General features: G+C 56.8%; 14 protein-coding genes, 1 tRNA gene and 2 pseudogenes. 10 read left to right on the top strand and 7 right to left on the bottom strand.

From position 1 onward, the window contains the following. Positions 1–320: 320 nt before the first annotated feature. From thrS to HP062_RS09545, 9 genes are all read left to right on the top strand, one after another. A complete protein-coding gene (gene thrS / locus HP062_RS09585; RefSeq protein ID WP_010455934.1) occupies positions 321–2,243 on the top strand; it encodes a threonine--tRNA ligase in 1,923 nt (640 codons plus the stop codon). After that, positions 2,243–2,794 (top strand): translation initiation factor IF-3, encoded by a 552-nt coding sequence (infC, locus tag HP062_RS09580; protein WP_169857083.1) that lies wholly within the window; start codon positions 2,243–2,245, stop codon positions 2,792–2,794. Before thrS ends, infC begins: the two co-directional genes overlap by 1 nt. 60 nt (positions 2,795–2,854) lie before the next feature. Beyond that, a complete protein-coding gene (gene rpmI, locus HP062_RS09575; protein WP_002553160.1) occupies positions 2,855–3,049 on the top strand; it encodes a 50S ribosomal protein L35 in 195 nt (64 codons plus the stop codon). Positions 3,050–3,077: 28 nt separating this feature from the next. Beyond that, positions 3,078–3,434, top strand: a complete 357-nt coding sequence (gene rplT / locus HP062_RS09570) for a 50S ribosomal protein L20 (protein ID WP_007905879.1) — start codon at positions 3,078–3,080, stop codon at positions 3,432–3,434. A 109-nt stretch (positions 3,435–3,543) separates the two neighbouring features. Next, a complete protein-coding gene (gene pheS / locus HP062_RS09565; RefSeq protein WP_172791333.1) occupies positions 3,544–4,560 on the top strand; it encodes a phenylalanine--tRNA ligase subunit alpha in 1,017 nt (338 codons plus the stop codon). Positions 4,561–4,586: 26 nt separating this feature from the next. Continuing rightward, complete coding sequence (gene pheT, locus HP062_RS09560) at positions 4,587–6,968, top strand: phenylalanine--tRNA ligase subunit beta (protein ID WP_077748046.1); 2,382 nt, start codon at positions 4,587–4,589, stop codon at positions 6,966–6,968. A gap of 3 nt (positions 6,969–6,971) precedes the next feature. After that, positions 6,972–7,274 (top strand): integration host factor subunit alpha, encoded by a 303-nt coding sequence (ihfA, locus tag HP062_RS09555; protein ID WP_002553164.1) that lies wholly within the window; start codon positions 6,972–6,974, stop codon positions 7,272–7,274. Next, positions 7,255–7,611: a MerR family transcriptional regulator gene (locus HP062_RS09550; protein ID WP_003179985.1), complete on the top strand. Its 357-nt coding sequence runs from the start codon at positions 7,255–7,257 to the stop codon at positions 7,609–7,611. The genes ihfA and HP062_RS09550 overlap by 20 nt, the downstream gene beginning before the upstream one ends. An 89-nt stretch (positions 7,612–7,700) precedes the next feature. Next, positions 7,701–7,777, top strand: a tRNA-Pro gene (locus HP062_RS09545). Positions 7,778–7,855: 78 nt separating this feature from the next. Here HP062_RS09545 and HP062_RS31040 read toward each other — a convergent pair. From HP062_RS31040 to HP062_RS09515, 7 genes and pseudogenes are all read right to left on the bottom strand, one after another. After that, positions 7,856–8,153, bottom strand: a pseudogene (locus HP062_RS31040) (integrase); the annotation flags it as partial. A 522-nt stretch (positions 8,154–8,675) separates the two neighbouring features. Next, complete coding sequence (locus tag HP062_RS09540) at positions 8,676–9,668, bottom strand: LacI family DNA-binding transcriptional regulator (protein ID WP_154501260.1); 993 nt, start codon at positions 9,666–9,668, stop codon at positions 8,676–8,678. Between the two features lie 75 nt (positions 9,669–9,743). Next, positions 9,744–11,246 (bottom strand): sucrose-6-phosphate hydrolase, encoded by a 1,503-nt coding sequence (locus tag HP062_RS09535; RefSeq protein ID WP_172791332.1) that lies wholly within the window; start codon positions 11,244–11,246, stop codon positions 9,744–9,746. Then, the gene (locus HP062_RS09530) at positions 11,243–12,388 is read right to left on the bottom strand and encodes an ABC transporter ATP-binding protein (RefSeq protein ID WP_172791331.1); all 1,146 of its coding nucleotides are present in this window, start codon (positions 12,386–12,388) and stop codon (positions 11,243–11,245) included. Before HP062_RS09530 ends, HP062_RS09535 begins: the two co-directional genes overlap by 4 nt. A gap of 27 nt (positions 12,389–12,415) precedes the next feature. Beyond that, positions 12,416–13,258: a carbohydrate ABC transporter permease gene (locus tag HP062_RS09525; RefSeq protein WP_077748107.1), complete on the bottom strand. Its 843-nt coding sequence runs from the start codon at positions 13,256–13,258 to the stop codon at positions 12,416–12,418. Beyond that, entirely contained in the window at positions 13,255–14,217 is a 963-nt protein-coding gene (locus tag HP062_RS09520) for a carbohydrate ABC transporter permease (protein ID WP_077748108.1), read from the bottom strand. Before HP062_RS09520 ends, HP062_RS09525 begins: the two co-directional genes overlap by 4 nt. Before the next feature lie 21 nt (positions 14,218–14,238). After that, complete coding sequence (locus tag HP062_RS09515; RefSeq protein WP_172792563.1) at positions 14,239–15,513, bottom strand: ABC transporter substrate-binding protein; 1,275 nt, start codon at positions 15,511–15,513, stop codon at positions 14,239–14,241. 167 nt (positions 15,514–15,680) lie between these two features. On the opposite strand from HP062_RS09515, the pseudogene HP062_RS09510 reads away from it, so the two are divergent. Beyond that, a pseudogene (locus HP062_RS09510) lies at positions 15,681–17,244 on the top strand (carbohydrate porin). Positions 17,245–17,271 lie beyond the last annotated feature (27 nt).

The following is a 17,271-nucleotide window of genomic DNA, read 5'->3' as shown; positions in this document are numbered from 1 at the left end:
GTTCAAGTTCAGCACTCTGGCATAAATTGCGAGATTTGCCCCGGCATAAGCCTCGTTGCATCGATGACCGTTCATCTGTGCTAGCATGCCTCGCTCGGGCTTTTGCGGGCTCCGGATGACCTTCAGTCCCGGTGGCGGCAACGGCGCGAATAACCCTGATTTGAATCCCAGTCACTCTGGTTCGGTTTTCCGGTTGGCCGCAAGGCTCCTGCCGCTGTAAGGCAGGCGTTCGTCATTGAATGGCCTGGATCGGATCTTGTACTGGCTCATCCCAACCCACGTGACCTTTGGTAGGGGTCACCACTAGGAGAGGAGGCGCCATGCCAACTATTACTCTTCCCGACGGCAGTCAACGTTCATTCGATCACCCGGTTTCCGTAGCCGAGGTCGCCGCATCCATTGGTGCAGGTCTGGCCAAGGCCACCGTGGCCGGCAAGGTCAATGGCAAGCTGGTCGACGCCAGCGACATCATCGACAGCGATTCCACGCTGCAAATCATTACGCCAAAGGATGAAGAGGGGCTGGAGATCATTCGCCACTCTTGCGCCCACCTGGTTGGCCACGCGGTCAAGCAGCTGTACCCGACCGCCAAGATGGTCATCGGTCCGGTCATCGACGAAGGCTTCTATTACGACATTGCCTTCGAACGTCCTTTCACTCCGGACGACCTGGCAGCCATCGAACAGCGCATGCAGCAGCTGATCGAGAAAGATTACGACGTGATCAAGAAAGTCACTCCGCGCGCCGAAGTGATCGAAGTGTTCAAGGCCCGTGGCGAAGACTACAAGCTGCGCCTGGTCGAGGACATGCCGAACGAGCAGGCCATGGGCCTGTACTATCACGAAGAATACGTCGACATGTGCCGTGGTCCGCACGTGCCGAATACGCGCTTCCTGAAATCCTTCAAGTTGACCAAGTTGTCCGGCGCCTACTGGCGTGGCGATGCCAAGAACGAGCAGTTGCAGCGCGTTTACGGCACCGCTTGGGCGGACAAGAAGCAGCTGGCGGCTTACATCCAGCGCATCGAAGAAGCTGAAAAGCGCGATCACCGCAAGATCGGCAAGCGCCTGGGCCTGTTTCATACCCAGGAAGAGTCGCCGGGCATGGTGTTCTGGCACCCGAACGGCTGGACTTTGTATCAAGTGCTCGAGCAGTACATGCGCAAGGTTCAGCGCGACAACGGCTATCTGGAGATCAAAACTCCACAAGTCGTTGACCGCAGCCTGTGGGAGAAATCCGGGCACTGGGCCAACTACGCCGACAACATGTTCACCACGCAGTCGGAAAACCGCGACTACGCGATCAAGCCGATGAACTGCCCTTGCCATGTGCAAGTGTTCAATCAAGGCCTGAAGAGCTACCGCGAGTTGCCGATGCGTCTGGCCGAGTTCGGTGCCTGTCACCGTAACGAGCCGTCGGGTGCACTGCACGGCATCATGCGCGTTCGCGCCTTCACTCAGGACGATGCTCACATCTTCTGTACTGAAGAGCAGATGCAGGCCGAATCCGCTGCATTCATCAAGCTGACCATGGACGTTTATGCCGACTTCGGCTTTAAAGACGTCGAAATGAAGCTGTCCACTCGTCCGGAAAAACGCGTCGGTTCCGACGAACTGTGGGATCGCGCCGAAGCTGCACTGGCTGCAGCCCTTGATAGCGCTGGCTTGCCCTATGATTTGCAGCCGGGCGAAGGTGCGTTCTACGGTCCGAAGATCGAGTTCTCGCTGAAAGATTGCCTCGGCCGTGTCTGGCAATGTGGTACCCTTCAGCTCGATTTTAACCTGCCTGTCCGTCTGGGAGCCGAATACGTCTCCGAAGACAACAGTCGCAAGCACCCGGTGATGTTGCACCGGGCGATCCTCGGATCCTTCGAACGTTTCGTCGGAATCCTGATCGAGCACTACGAGGGTGCATTCCCTGCGTGGCTGGCTCCGACCCAGGCAGTGATCATGAATATCACTGACAAACAGGCCGATTTTGCCGCCGAGGTCGAAAAAACCCTCAACGAAAGCGGATTTCGTGCCAAGTCTGACTTGAGAAATGAAAAGATCGGCTTTAAAATCCGCGAGCATACTTTGCTCAAGGTTCCTTATCTCTTGGTTATCGGAGATCGGGAAGTCGAGATGCAGACTGTCGCTGTGCGTACTCGTGAAGGTGCTGACCTGGGCTCGATGCCCGTCGCCCAGTTCGCTGAGTTTCTCGCGCAAGCGGTTTCCCGGCGTGGTCGCCCAGATTCGGAGTAATTACTATTAAGCGTGAAATGAGACAAGATAAACGAGCTGCACCGAAAGCCCCGATCAACGAGAATATCTCGGCACGCGAGGTTCGGTTAATTGGGGCTGAAGGTGAACAGCTTGGGATTGTGTCAATTGAAGACGCGCTTCTTAAGGCTGAAGAGGCCAAACTGGATTTGGTGGAAATTTCCGCCGATGCAGTACCCCCTGTTTGCAAACTGATGGACTACGGCAAATCGATCTTCGAGAAGAAGAAGCAGATTGCCGCGGCCAAGAAAAACCAGAAGCAGATTCAGGTTAAAGAAATCAAGTTTCGTCCAGGGACGGAGGAAGGGGATTACCAGGTAAAACTGCGCAACCTGGTACGTTTCCTGAGTGATGGGGACAGGGCCAAGGTATCCTTGCGATTCCGCGGCCGTGAGATGGCCCACCAGGAGCTGGGGATGGAACTCCTCAAGCGAGTTGAAGGTGACTTGCTCGAGTACGGTTCGGTCGAACAGCATCCTAAGATGGAAGGACGCCAGCTGATCATGGTCATCGCCCCGAAAAAGAAGAAGTAATCATCAGGGCACGGCAGGCCTTCTGATTATGTTTATCAACTGAATGCGGAGTATCCGAACATGCCAAAAATGAAAACGAAAAGTGGTGCTGCTAAGCGGTTTCTGAAAACTGCTAACGGTATCAAGCACAAGCACGCTTTCAAGAGCCACATCCTGACTAAAATGTCGACCAAGCGTAAGCGTCAACTGCGCGGTAGCAGCTTGCTGCATCCGTCTGACGTGGCAAAAGTCGAGCGCATGCTGCGCCTTCGTTAATTTTAGTCAAGAATAGAGGAAGTAACTCATGGCTCGTGTAAAGCGTGGCGTCATTGCCCGTAAACGTCACAAAAAAATTCTGAAACTTGCTAAAGGCTACTACGGCGCTCGCTCGCGCGTATTCCGTGTTGCCAAGCAAGCGGTAATCAAGGCAGGCCAATACGCCTACCGTGACCGTCGTCAGAAAAAACGTCAGTTCCGCGCTCTGTGGATCGCTCGTATCAACGCTGGTGCACGTATCAACGGTCTGTCCTACAGCCGTTTCATCGCCGGCCTGAAAAAAGCGTCCATCGAGATCGACCGTAAGGTTCTGGCTGATCTGGCAGTGAACGAAAAAGCGGCGTTTGCTGCGATTGTCGAGAAAGCTAAAGCCACCTTGGCTTAAGTACCCCCGACAGTCACCCGGTCTCACCTCTGTGGGACCAGGTGTTAAACGTCATAAATAGGGGAAGAGCCTTCAAGCTCTTCCCCTATTTTGTATCTGGAGTCTGTACATGGAAAACCTGGACGCGCTCGTCTCTCAAGCACTAGAGGCTGTGCAAAGCGCTGAAGATATCAATGCCCTGGAGCAAATCCGGGTTCACTACCTTGGCAAGAAGGGTGAATTGACTCAGGTGATGAAGACCCTGGGGAATTTGCCGGCAGAAGAGCGTCCGCAAGTCGGCGCCCTGATCAACGTTGCCAAGGAGCGTGTCACAGAGGTTCTCAATGCCCGCAAGGCGCTGTTTGAAGAGGCCGATCTGGCCGCCAAACTGTCTGCCGAGTCCATTGACGTGACCCTGCCTGGCCGCGGCCAGACCTCGGGTGGTCTGCATCCGGTTACTCGTACTCTGGAACGTATCGAACAGTTCTTCACCCACATTGGCTACGGCATCGCCGAAGGTCCTGAGGTCGAAGACGACTACCACAACTTCGAAGCGCTCAACATCCCAGGCCATCACCCGGCCCGGTCGATGCATGACACTTTCTATTTCAATGCCAACATGTTGCTGCGCACCCATACCTCGCCGGTACAGGTCCGCACCATGGAATCGAAACAACCACCGATCCGCATCGTCTGCCCAGGCCGTGTGTACCGTAGCGACTCCGATATCACCCACTCGCCGATGTTCCACCAGGTCGAAGGCCTGCTGGTCGACCGCGACATCAACTTCGCCGACCTCAAAGGGACCATCGAAGAGTTCCTGCGCGTGTTCTTCGAAAAAGAGCTGGCCGTGCGTTTCCGTCCTTCGTACTTCCCGTTCACCGAGCCGTCCGCTGAAGTCGACATGGAATGCGTGATGTGCAGCGGCAAAGGCTGCCGCGTCTGCAAACAGACGGGCTGGCTGGAAGTCATGGGCTGCGGGATGGTTCACCCGAACGTGCTGCGCATGTCCGGAATCGACCCGGAAGAGTTTTCGGGCTTTGCCTTCGGCATCGGCGTTGAGCGTCTGGCCATGCTGCGTTACGGCGTGAATGACTTGCGTCTGTTCTTCGACAACGACTTGCGGTTCCTCGCGCAATTTCGCTAGTCGTAACGAATTCTTAGGAGAGCAGGATGAAATTCAGTGAACAATGGCTGCGTGGCTGGGTAAGCCCGCAGGTAAGTCGCGACGAGCTGGTTGCTCGTCTGTCGATGGCCGGTCTTGAGGTCGATAGCGTTACGCCGGCCGCCGGTGAATTCAGTGGCGTGGTCGTGGGCGAGGTGCTGAGCACCGAGCAGCACCCGGACGCCGACAAGTTGCGCGTTTGCCAGGTCAGCAATGGCTCGGAAACCTTCCAGGTTGTGTGCGGAGCGCCAAACGTGCGCCCTGGCCTGAAGATCCCGTTCGCCATGATCGGTGCCGAACTGCCAGGCGACTTCAAAATCAAGAAAGCCAAGCTGCGTGGCGTTGAGTCCAACGGCATGCTGTGCTCGCAAGCCGAGCTGCAAGTCGGCGAAGGCAACGATGGCCTGATGGAATTGCCGGCGGATGCGCCGGTCGGTCTGGATATTCGCGAGTACCTGAGCCTGGACGATGCCAGCATCGAGGTTGACCTGACCCCGAACCGCGGCGATTGCCTGTCCCTGGCCGGTCTGGCCCGTGAAGTCGGCGCGCTGTATGACGCTGAAGTCACCCGTCCGGTGGTGGCTGTCGTGCCCGCCGTGCATGACGAAGTGCGATCGATCGAAGTGCTGGCGCCAGCCGCTTGCCCGCGTTACCTGGGTCGTGTGATCCGTAACGTCGATCTGTCCAAGCCTACGCCGCTGTGGATGGTCGAGCGCTTGCGTCGTGGCGACGTGCGCAGCATCGACGCGGCCGTGGACATCACCAACTACGTGATGCTTGAACTGGGTCAGCCGCTGCACGCGTTCGATCTCGCTGAAATCAATGGCGGCATCCGCGTGCGCATGGCCGAAGAAGGCGAGAAGCTGGTACTGCTCGACGGCCAGGAAGTCAGCCTGCGTAGCGATACGCTGGTGATTGCCGACCATACCCGCGCCTTGGCCATCGCCGGCGTCATGGGGGGCGAGCACAGTGGCGTCAACACCGCGACCACGCGTGATGTATTCCTGGAAAGTGCGTTCTTCGATCAGATTGCCGTCGCTGGCAAGGCCCGTTCTTATGGCCTGCACACTGATGCTTCGCATCGCTACGAGCGTGGCGTGGATTGGCAATTGGCCCGTGAAGCCATGGAGCGCGCCACTGGCCTGCTGTTGGAAATCACTGGCGGCGAAGCTGGCCCGATCATCGAAACCGTCAGCGAACAGCACCTGCCGAAGATTGCTCCGGTCACCCTGCGTGCGCAGCGCATCACTCAGATGCTGGGCATGGAAATGGAGTCGGCCGAAGTCGAGCGTCTGCTCAGCGGCCTGGGCCTGAAGATTGCTGCAGATGGAGCGGGGCAGTGGCGCGTTGAAGTGCCAAGCCACCGCTTCGACATCAGCCTGGAAGTCGATCTGATCGAAGAGCTGGCCCGTCTGTACGGCTACAACCGTCTGCCGGTTCGCTACCCGCAAGCTCGCCTGGCACCGCAAGCCAAAGCCGAAGCGCGTAGCGATCTGCCTGAACTGCGTCGCCTGCTGGTGGCGCGTGGTTATCAGGAAGCGATCACCTACAGTTTCATCGATCCGAAACAATTCGAGTTGTTTAATCCGGGTGTCGAGCCGCTGCTGCTGGCCAACCCGATCTCGAATGACATGGCGGCCATGCGCTCGTCCTTGTGGCCCGGTCTGGTCAAGGCACTTCAGCACAACCTGAACCGTCAACAGGATCGCGTCCGTCTGTTCGAAAGCGGCCTGCGTTTTGTCGGTCAGCTGGAAGGCCTGAAGCAAGAGCCGATGATTGCGGGTGTTGTTTGCGGTAGCCGTCTGCCGGAAGGCTGGGCTCAGGGTCGCGATGTCGTGGATTTCTTCGACGTCAAAGCCGACGTGGAAGCGGTGCTGGGCTTTGCCGGTGCACTGGATTCGTTCACTTTCGTGCCGGGCAAACACCCTGCGTTGCACCCGGGTCAAACCGCGCGCATCGAACGAGAAGGTCGCCTGGTTGGGTTCGTCGGCGCTATCCACCCTGAATTGTCAAAAACCCTCGGTCTCGACCGTCCGGTTTTCGTCTTCGAGCTGGTTCTGGCCGAAGTGGCATTGGGAAAAATGCCAAAATTCCAGGAGTTATCACGCTTTCCTGAAGTGCGTCGTGACCTGGCACTGATTGCGTCCACAGACGTTGCGGCCAGTGCCGTACTGGATGTAATCCGTGAAAATGCAGGCGAATGGCTCACAGACCTCAGGCTATTTGACGTGTATCAGGGTAAAGGCATTGATCCTGATAGAAAAAGCCTTGCAGTCGGCTTGACCTGGCAGCATCCATCGCGCACTCTTAATGACGATGAGGTGAATACCACGACGCAAAACATCCTCACCTCGCTCGAACAAAGGTTGAACGCCACGTTAAGGAAGTGACGTATGGGGGCTCTGACGAAAGCTGAGATGGCGGAACGTCTGTATGAAGAGCTGGGCCTGAATAAACGGGAGGCCAAGGAATTGGTCGAACTGTTTTTTGAAGAAATCAGGCACGCTCTTGAAGACAACGAACAAGTCAAATTGTCCGGTTTCGGCAATTTCGACCTTCGGGACAAACGCCAGCGGCCTGGCCGCAATCCGAAAACGGGTGAAGAAATCCCGATCACGGCTCGCCGTGTGGTCACCTTTCGTCCAGGGCAGAAGTTGAAGGCCCGAGTTGAGGCTTATGCTGGAACCAAGTCATAACGACGAGCTACCCGTCATCCCAGGCAAACGCTACTTCACCATTGGTGAAGTCAGCGAGCTGTGTGCGGTAAAACCGCACGTGCTGCGCTATTGGGAGCAGGAGTTTCCTCAACTCAACCCCGTCAAACGCCGCGGAAACCGCCGGTATTATCAGCGACAAGACGTGCTGATGATCCGGCAGATCCGCGCGCTTCTTTATGATCAAGGGTTCACCATCGGCGGCGCGCGCTTGCGTTTGTCCGGCGATGAGGCCAAAGACGACACCACCCAATACAAACAGATGATTCGGCAGATGATTGCTGAGTTGGAAGATGTGTTGGTTGTCCTCAAGAAATAATTTCCTGCATTTGAATACTTCCAGTTTTCAAAAGCTTGCGATATATTCTTGAGCGTTCTTCGAGAAGAGGAACGAGTTTCACGCCTAGTCGGGGCGTAGCGCAGTCCGGTAGCGCACTAGCATGGGGTGCTAGGGGTCGAGTGTTCGAATCACTCCGTCCCGACCATATTTACTGAGTAAAATCAGACGCTTAAGCCGATCAGCTAGATCGGCTTTTTTGTGCCTGCGCAAAACCCGCGCAAAACTACCCGGTGATTTCGCTGATATTCAGGTCCGGAATTGCTTCGGACCAAACGATTTCCTCGTGGTCCCGCTGGTAGTTTCTGGTCATGCCCTCGCTCGCATGGCCCGCAATTTTTTGACCATCCTTTCCGGCTTTCTTGTACAGGTGCAGCGACAGCGCACTCGCACTTTGTGAAAGTCCGGCAACTTTTCCTCCTCCATCCCTTGTAGCAGTCTGCCGCCTCCCGGGCGTCCTTGAACGCTCGAGTCAAATACCTCTCTTCAATCTTCGTCCAGTGGTCCTTCGTCTGCGCATGTTTCTATCAGCTTCTTATCTGGGGTTTCTCGGCCTCTTCCAGTGAACGGCGACGTCGCTGTATCGAGCTCATACCACCGCTGAATACCTGAACGAGCCCTATGAGCGCGTCGAAGGCCTCCACTTCTGTTTCACAATCAACTGCACCAAACGCGCCGTTCTTTATCGTCCTAAACCAATTTCTTGTGTTGGCAGGAAGACGCTAGGCGTCGACTCATCCCCGTGGCCCCTTGTAGATGAGCCAGGCCATATAGGCGAGGGCGGCGATAGGGACGATCACGGAATCGACTGCTTGAACGGAACCGCCCAGACCCAAGGGTTGGAATCCCAGTTACCGCCAATTCGTTCCGGAGTGACCGCACTTGCGGGCGCGGTAACTGTAGGTTGTGCGTCGAAAGTCAGAGGAACAGCGGAAGGGTAGGCTTGGAGTGCAGGAATGCAGCACACTTTGGGCCATAAGTGGTCGGTGACAGGCCAGTGGCAAATCGAAAGCAAGCGGGGGCGCTATCACCGAATTAACTAAATCTTATAGCGATGCCCTAACCACCAATGGACAATCAACTGGCTGGGCTCCCGATACGTCGAGGGTCTCTATCAGGTGCCGTGCAGCCTTGCGACCGATCTCGTAGTACGGCAGTTGCACCGTGGTCAGCGGCGGGATAAACAGCTCCGCAATACCGATCATATTGTCGTAGCCGAGCACGGCGACATCGTTGGGAATTTTCAGGCCACGGCCCAACAACAGCTGATAGGCACAAAAGGCAATGCGGTCATTGCCGCAGATCAGAATATCAAATTGGGGACGACCATCAATGACGTGCCGGTCGAGGATAGCTGCTGTTTCACAATAGGCATCATGATCGGAAAGGTCGTATTGCAGGAGCGCGTCAGGCGCCAGTCCGAATGCCTGACAGGCACGCTGCATGCCTTTTTGTCGCAGGCCCCAGGCCAGACTTTGTTTTGGCAGATTGATACACAGAGGGCGCTTATAGCCGAGGTTCAACGCGTGGTGTACGGCCCGATACTGCCCCATTTCGTCGTCTGGTACATAGCTGACGAGACGGCTGTCATCTGCCAGGCAATTGGCGAGCACCAGGGGTTTGCTCTTCAATCGCTCGGGAATGCACACCTGGCGAAACCCCATGGCGCTGAAGATCAAGCCGTCCGGACGGTGCGATAGCATCAGGTCGATGTTCTGGTCGGTGGGCGGGTTGCTTAACAGGTTGAGGATAAATACATTCCAGCCGGCTTGCTGCGCGGTCTGCTCGATGGACAGCAGCAGCTCGACCGCGAATGGTGTGGTCGCGGTGTCCAGCGCGAACACACCGATGGTTCGCGACTGGAGGTTGTCGCCGCGCATCTTGCGTGCCGACAGGCTCGGTACGAATTGCAGTTCATCAATGGCACGACGCACCCGCAGAAGAGTTTCGGGGCTCAGTTTTTCCGGAGTGTTGAGCGCTCGAGAAACCGTCATCAGGGATACGCCGGCCAGCTGTGCAACGTCTTTCACTGAAGTCATGCGAAGTGAGGCCGGTCAGGTTGACGCAGAATCATGACACATGGCCCGCGCTTCTCGCGACCCGAATGACGCCGCTCATAGCCATCCCGAGTCGAGAGGCCATGCCTTGGGAATCGAGACACGCCCGCCACTCCCGCTTGCTAGCAGCTTCACGCCCAGACTGTCGGGCCGCGGATAGAGGCGACTGCTGAGGCTGAAACGTCCGTTTTCGTCGAACACCTCGATGGACGAGCGATCGAGGAACACGCGCAGTTCCAGTCGCTCTTGTATCGGGTCTATCGATACGCTGCGCTGGCCTGTGACTTGCGCACCCGAGCGGCTGCGGTCAAGCACCAGGCGATTCAGTGATGCATCGTAGTAGAGCAGGGTTTCTTCACGGCCATCGTCGCTGCAACGCAAGGCGACTCCCAAGTGGCCGTCGGTGCACCCGAACAAATCCAGATGCACATGGATTTCGAGCATATCGCCATTCACTTCCGGCACCCACCGGGTTCCCGACTCCTCCCACCACGACGTACCAGGCAATTGCGTCATTCGCAGAGCGGTGAGCTCCCGTGCCGGATACACGAAAAGGCGATCTGCGCACAGTTCAAGTTCGCGTGGCAATCCGAGCATGCCGCACCAGTGATGGGCCTGGCTCGGCATCGGGCTTTCCCACATGTCGAGCCACGCCCACACGAGGCGTCGACCATCGGCGGCCAATAGCGTCTGCGCTGCATAGAAATCGTGGCCGTTATCCAACTCGATAAAAGGCCCGCCGGTGAAGTTCCACTCGTTGTCGAGTCGGCCCACTCGGTAACCAGTCTGGAACTTGTTAAGCCGTTCGTAACCATGGGGTAGCATGCCTTGGGGGGAGTACAGCAGCACATCGCGTCCGTTCAGTCGAAACAGATCCGGGCACTCCCACATATAGCCATCGCCCTCGCTGCCGCTGGACACATAATCAAGGAACTCCCAAGTATGCAGATCCGTGGAACGGTACAGCGGAAGCAGCGGCATATCGCCCAGACGTGCGCCGACAATGAGGTACCAATAGTCATCCTCCTTCCATACCTTGGGGTCACGAAAGTGCATGATAGTGTCTTGCGGCGCGGTCTCGATGACTGCGCCATGCTTGACGAACCGGATGCCGTCGATGCTGGTGGCCAGGCACTGGACTTGTCGGATCAAGCGTTCATCACCCACTTCCCTCAGCCAGGTGTGTCCGGTGTAGATCAGTGCCAAGGTGTCTCCACACACCACTGCGCTACCGGAAAAACATCCGTCACGGTCGAAGTCATCGCCGGGTGCCAGCGCAATGGGCAGGTGCTGCCAATGAACCAGATCGGCACTCTTGGCGTGGCCCCAATACATCGGGCCCCATTTCGCGTCGAAGGGGTGGTGCTGATAGAAAACGTGATATTCGCCACGAAAGTACACTACCCCATTAGGGTCGTTCATCCAGCCTGCCGGCGGGGAAATATGATAACCGGGTCGATAATCCTGGATGACGCGAGACAGGCTGTCTCCCAGTGCGCGCTGCGCAAGGTCAAGGGACGAAGACATTGGATCGCTCATGGTATTCAAAGATAAGGTCATAGGGCGCCTGCTCGGACTGAGCGTGGAGAGACGTCATCCGGCAGGGTTTCAATGACTTGTGGGTGGCGCCTCAAGGCCGCGCCGTCGGCGTCGAACAGGTGCAGGTTGTCGAAGTCCAGCTGCAGTTCGACCCGATCGCCTGCCTGCCATCCGGCGTTGACTTCACAACGACAGATCAGTGGCTCGTCCTGACCTGTATCCAGGTGCACATAGGTTTCACTGCCCAGGTATTCGACCGCGGTAACGACGACGCCGGCAGTTCCCTGCGCCGCCTTGAGCGACATGTGTTCCGGGCGAATTCCCAGGCTAAGCGGGGCGTCTGCCGCCAGGTTCGAGCTGTCGAAGGGCAGGGAGGTCATACCCAAAACGGGAGTATCGACCAGGCTGGTTTCGCCCGGGGCATGCAGGCGCGCCGTCAGAAAGTTCATTCTGGGCGAACCGAGAAAACCGGCGACAAAGCGGCTGGCCGGGCGTTCATAGAGTTCGCGCGGTGAACCGACCTGCTCTACGCGACCGCCGTTGAGTACAACAATTTTGTCGGCCAGGGTCATCGCTTCCACTTGATCGTGAGTGACGTAGATCATCGTCGAGCCCAGTCGATCATGCAGCCGGGCAATTTCGTTGCGCATCTGCACCCGCAAGGATGCATCCAGATTGGAGAGCGGCTCATCGAACAACAAAATGTCCGGCTCGCGCGCCATGGCTCTGCCCATTGCCACTCGCTGACGCTGCCCTCCAGACAGTTCTTTTGGCTTGCGTTGCAGCAGTTTGTCCAACTGAAGGATTTGCGCTGTTTTCAGCACGCGCTCGCGCAGGCTGCTCTTTTCAGTCTTGGCCAGTTTGAGACCAAAGCTGATGTTGTCGTAGACGCTCATGTGCGGGTACAGCGCATAAGACTGAAACACCATACCGACGCCACGCTCGCGCGGTTCCAGGTCGTTGACCCGTCGCCCGTCGATCAGCAGGTCGCCGCCGCAGATCGAATCCAGTCCGGCAATCAGTCGCAGCAGGGTCGACTTTCCGCAGCCAGAAGGGCCAACGAACACCACGAATTCACCCGCAGCAATCTCCAGGCTAACGTCGCGAAGAATCCGCACGCCGCCCAATTGTTTGTTCACGTTGTCCAGTTTCAATTTGATCACGATGCTGTTCCTTGTACGTGTTGGGCATCAACCCTTTAACGCGCCGGTAGTGAGACCGGAAACGATTCGGCGCTGGAAGATCAGCACCAGAATCACCAGTGGGACGGTGACCAGCACCGAGGCGGCCATCAACAGCCCCCAAGGCAACTCATGGGGGCTACCGCCGGAAATCAAGGCGATGGCGACCGGTACTGTGCGTTGCGTGTCTGTGAGGGTGAAGGTCAAGGCAAACAGGAACTCGTTCCAGGCTGCGATAAAGGCCAACAGGCCAGTGGTGACCAGTGCAGGCCAGAGCAGCGGCAACAACACGCGGGTCAGCGTGACCCAGGGCGAAGCGCCATCCATGATTGCTGCTTCCTCCAGTTCATGGGGCAGTTGCCCCATGAACGTGGTCAGCACCCACACGGTGAAGGGCAGGGTGAAAATCGTGTAGCTCAGGATCAACGCCAAAGACGTGTTGTACAGACCCAGGGCGCGGATCACTTCGAACAGCCCCGACAGTACAGCGACTTGGGGAAACATCGACACGCCGAGAACCATCATCAATACCGTGCCACGTCCACGGAATTTCACCCTTCCCAAGGCATAGGCGGCGGTCAGGCTGAGAAACAGCGCCAGCGTCACCACGCACAGCGCGACCAGCAGCGAGTTACCGATAGCCCGCAGGAATGAGGCTTGATGGAGTACCGCCGCGTAATTGGAGAAGTCGGGGTTTTCGATCCAGTAGCTCACCTTGAACAAGGCACTGGACGGCTTTAGCGAAGTCACGATGGCGTAGTAGAAAGGGAAGACCGCATACAGCAGCAACACCCCGATCAGACACCAGAACCCGAGGCGCCACAGCGCTTTTTTCAGTAGGCGCTGGCTCATGACCGAACCTCCAGTTGACGGCGTCCGAGGTAGAGATAAAGCATGGCGATTACCGCAACGACCAGAAACAACAGAGTCGAGGCCGCGCTGCCATAGCCAACATCCTGGAACTCCACCAGGTGCTGGCGGGCATAGACCGACATGCTCATGGTGCTCGATGAGTTCGAGGTCAGCACATAGATGACGTCGAAAACCCGCAGCGAGTCGAGGATGCGGAAGATCGCCGCCACCAGCAGTGCGGGCATCAGCAGGGGAAGCGTGACACGCCAGAATACCTTCAGCGGATGAATGCCATCGACCCTGGCGGCTTCGTAGCAATCGCTCGGCAACATCTGCAAGGCCGCCAGCATCAGCAGCGTGACAAAAGGGACGGTCTTCCAGACGTCGACGATGATCACCGCCCACATCGACAGATCCGCGTCTGCTGTCCAGGCCAGGGGAGCGTCAATCAGGCCGATACTCAGCATCAGGTGATTGATGATGCCGAACTGGTCGTTGAGCATCCATGACCAGATCTTCGCCGAGACAATGGTAGGAATCGCCCACGGAATCAGAATCAACGCACGCACCAAAGAACGGCCGGTGAACTTGATGTTCAACAGCAACGCCACCAGTAGCCCTAGTACGACTTCCAGTCCCACCGACACCACAGTGAAATGCAACGTGTTGCGCACAGCGTTCCACCATTGTGGATCGACCAGGATGCCCGACCAGTTGGAACCGTTGTGGAACAGATAATTGCTCAAGCCTACGAAGGATCCACCACGGGTGTCAGTCAGGGTGGCGTCAGTCAGGCTGAACCAGAATGTACGCAGTAGCGGCCAGGCGGCCACGAGGGCCAGACACATCAACATAGGTGTCAGAAACAGCCAGGCGGCGCGTACTCGGCGACGCTGTACAGGCGTTTCCCTGGTGACCAGGAGCTCGTCACAGGGGGCATGGGTAATAGAGACAGACATGGTGAATTCCTTCCTTGTGGCTTACCAGTTCCGGCGTTTGATGCGCGTGAGTTCGCTTTCCAGTTCGGCCAGCGCCTGATCGACCGGCAACTCGCCTGCCAGCACGCCGTGCACTCGATCGAAGAACGCGTTGGAGACCCGTGGATAGCGCTCGGCTGTTATTGAGGCGGGGCGCATGACCCCTTCGTTGAGAATACTGAGGAGTTGACTGTAATAAGGCATGGCCGCGAGCAGCTCGGGGTCTTGATATAGCGACTCGATAACCGGGTTATAGCCGCCTACTAAAGCTCGATGTTTTTGCTGTCGGGCACTGGTCAGGTAGGTCACCAGTTCTGCGGCAAGTTTTGGATGGGCGCTGTAACGCGATACCGCCAGGCCCCAGCCACCGAGGGTGGAGGCATGGGTGCCGGTCATGCCGCCTCGGGGTAGGGGAGCGACGCCGACTTTATCTTTTACGGCACTATCCTGGCTTTGTACCAAGGCCCAGACATAAGGCCAGTTACGCATGAACAACGCATTTCCCGACTGGAATACGCCTCGTCCTTCTTCCTCGGTGTAGTTGAGGACGCCACGCGGGGAGATGTCTCCTACCCAGCTTTTCGCCAGGGTCAAAGCAGTTCTCGAGGCCTGACTGTTGACCACGATATCTCCTGCTGGATTGACCAGTCCGCCTTCCGGATGGCTGCTGATCCACTCCAGCGCATTACATGTCAGCCCCTCGTAAGCGCGTCCCTGAAAGATGTAACCCCATGCATTGGGGTTCCCGGCAGTGCGCTCTGCTTGTTGAACATCCCTGGCGGTAGCGGTCATTTCCTCCCAGGTCTGGGGAACCTGCTTGGCGTACTTCTCAAGCAAGTCCTTGCGGTAATACAGCAGGCCCGAGTCGGTGAACCACGGCATCGTCACCAGTCGTCCATTCACCGTGGCGTTATCCACCTGTGTCTGGAAGTAACCTTGAGTCGCGTTGGCGGGCAGCACCTCGCGCAGATCCATCAGATGTTTGGCCAGCATCCCTGGCCACACCATATCGATTTGAATGATGTCGATGTCGATGGACTGAGCACTGAGGATCTGTTGGTAGAACGACAACCTCTCGGTTGCCGAGTTAGGCGTGGAAACCACCTCGACGTTGTTGCCGGTCTGTTTCGACCACGCCTCGACAGCCTCCTTGCACAGTTGTAATTCGGCCCCCACTGCACCGCACGAAATCGTCAAATCGGCTGCGCTCGAGACGGATGGAGGTCCGGCACAGAGGGTGATTAGTGCTGCAGGAAGGAGAGATTTCAGATGTTTCATTGAGCACCCTTTATTTTTGTTTTTAGAAAAGTTAACGTTAACATCGCCAAATGTAGCAGCGTATTTGCGATGAAGCATCCATTTTTTCGTCGATTACCACAATTTACAACTCACGAAAAATGGATGGTCGCGGGAATTACACAATAAAAACAAAACAGGGAATCCACATGCAGAAAGCATCAAGCTGGCTACTCGCAGGTGTGCTCGGCACCTCGGCGGCGACCTCTCAGGCCGCGACTCTGGAAGAACGCATGGCCGCGTTTGAAGTCCGTGCCAGCGCAGCGGAAAAGCGCGCAGCCGCAGCTGAACAACAAACCCAGGCACTCGCCAGGGAATTGCAGCAGATCAAACTCGCCACTCCCGCCGCGCAGCCTGTTGCGTCCACTGCGACAGCCATTGAGGCGCCTGGGTTGGACACCCGGCTGGCAAAACTGGAAGCCCGTCAGCAAAGCATGGAAAAGCAGGGCAGCAGCGGCCACCTCACGGACGGCTTCAGCTTTAAGGGTTATGCCCGTTCCGGATTGCTGATCAACGATGGGCTAGGTGGTGGTCGTGGCGGCCCTTATACAACCCCGGCCGGTTCAGTCGGTGGCGCCGTCGGGCGACTCGGCAATGAAGACGACACCTACATGCGCATCGACCTGTCGAAAGAGGCCTATGCGCAGAACGGCACCCGTTCCAAATTCACGGTTTCCATTGCCGATGGAGTGGAAAGCTCCAATGACTGGACGGCCGACGAAAGCAACCTGAACGTGCGTCAGGTATTTACAGAGCTCGACCATCTCGCTGCATTCAAGGGTAATTCAGTGTTCGAGAACGCGACCTTGTGGGCAGGTAAGCGATTTGATCGAGATAACTTCGATATCCACTGGCTGGACTCGGACGTTGTCTATCTGGCTGGTACCGGGGGGAATCTACGATGTGCAGATGAACAAGAGTTGGCGCTCGAATTACTCCTTGGTCGGGCGTAACTACGGGGATTTCAGTGAAGGCGGCATCAACGCAGACGTGGAAAGCTACATTCTGACCTCCAACCAGTTCTTCGATAATGGTCAGTGGCAGTGGATGTTCAATGCCATTGGCTCCAGGAAAAACGACATTGGCACCCGCAGTAATGAAGCGGGGCTGACACCAGCAGATTCCGGGTTGCACAGCATGCTGGCCAATCACCAGAAAAACTTTTTCGGCCGAGAAGGCTTCTTCAAAACGGCACTGCTCTATGGGCAAGGTCTGGGGGCAGAGGTCAAGAACGTCGGCTCGGATGGTGAATTGATTGACGATGCCCGCGCTCTGCGCCTGGCACTTTACGGCGAGACACCCATAGCGCCTGGTTGGCGCATCGGCCCCAGCTTGTTGGTCGAACAGAGCAAGGATAGATACGTTAAAGGTGACAATTACCGTTGGATGACCCTGAACATGCGTTTGGCCAATGCAATCAACAGCAATTTCGAGATGGCCTACGAAATGAGCTGGCAAACCATGAACCTCGACCCGAAGGGCTATCTACAACGTAATGCGGTCGACGGTAACTTCTGGAAATTCACGATCGCGCCGACATTCAAACCTGACGTTGGAGACCTGCTCACTCGTCCCGAACTGCGTGTGTTCGCGAGCTTCATGAATTGGTCTTCGGATCTGGACAGATACAGTACCTCAGACTCCTTCGGCAAGACGGACTTCAACGCCGGAGGTGTGTGGCAATACGGGATACAAATGGAAACCTGGTTTTAATGTTTGAACGCGTCGGCCAACACGCCT

This window comes from Pseudomonas sp. B14-6, assembly GCF_013260315.1.
In the GTDB taxonomy this organism is placed as follows: domain Bacteria; phylum Pseudomonadota; class Gammaproteobacteria; order Pseudomonadales; family Pseudomonadaceae; genus Aquipseudomonas; species Aquipseudomonas mandelii.
The sequence above is the reverse complement of the archived record's forward strand: the minus strand, read 5'-3'. Positions and strand labels throughout refer to the sequence as shown.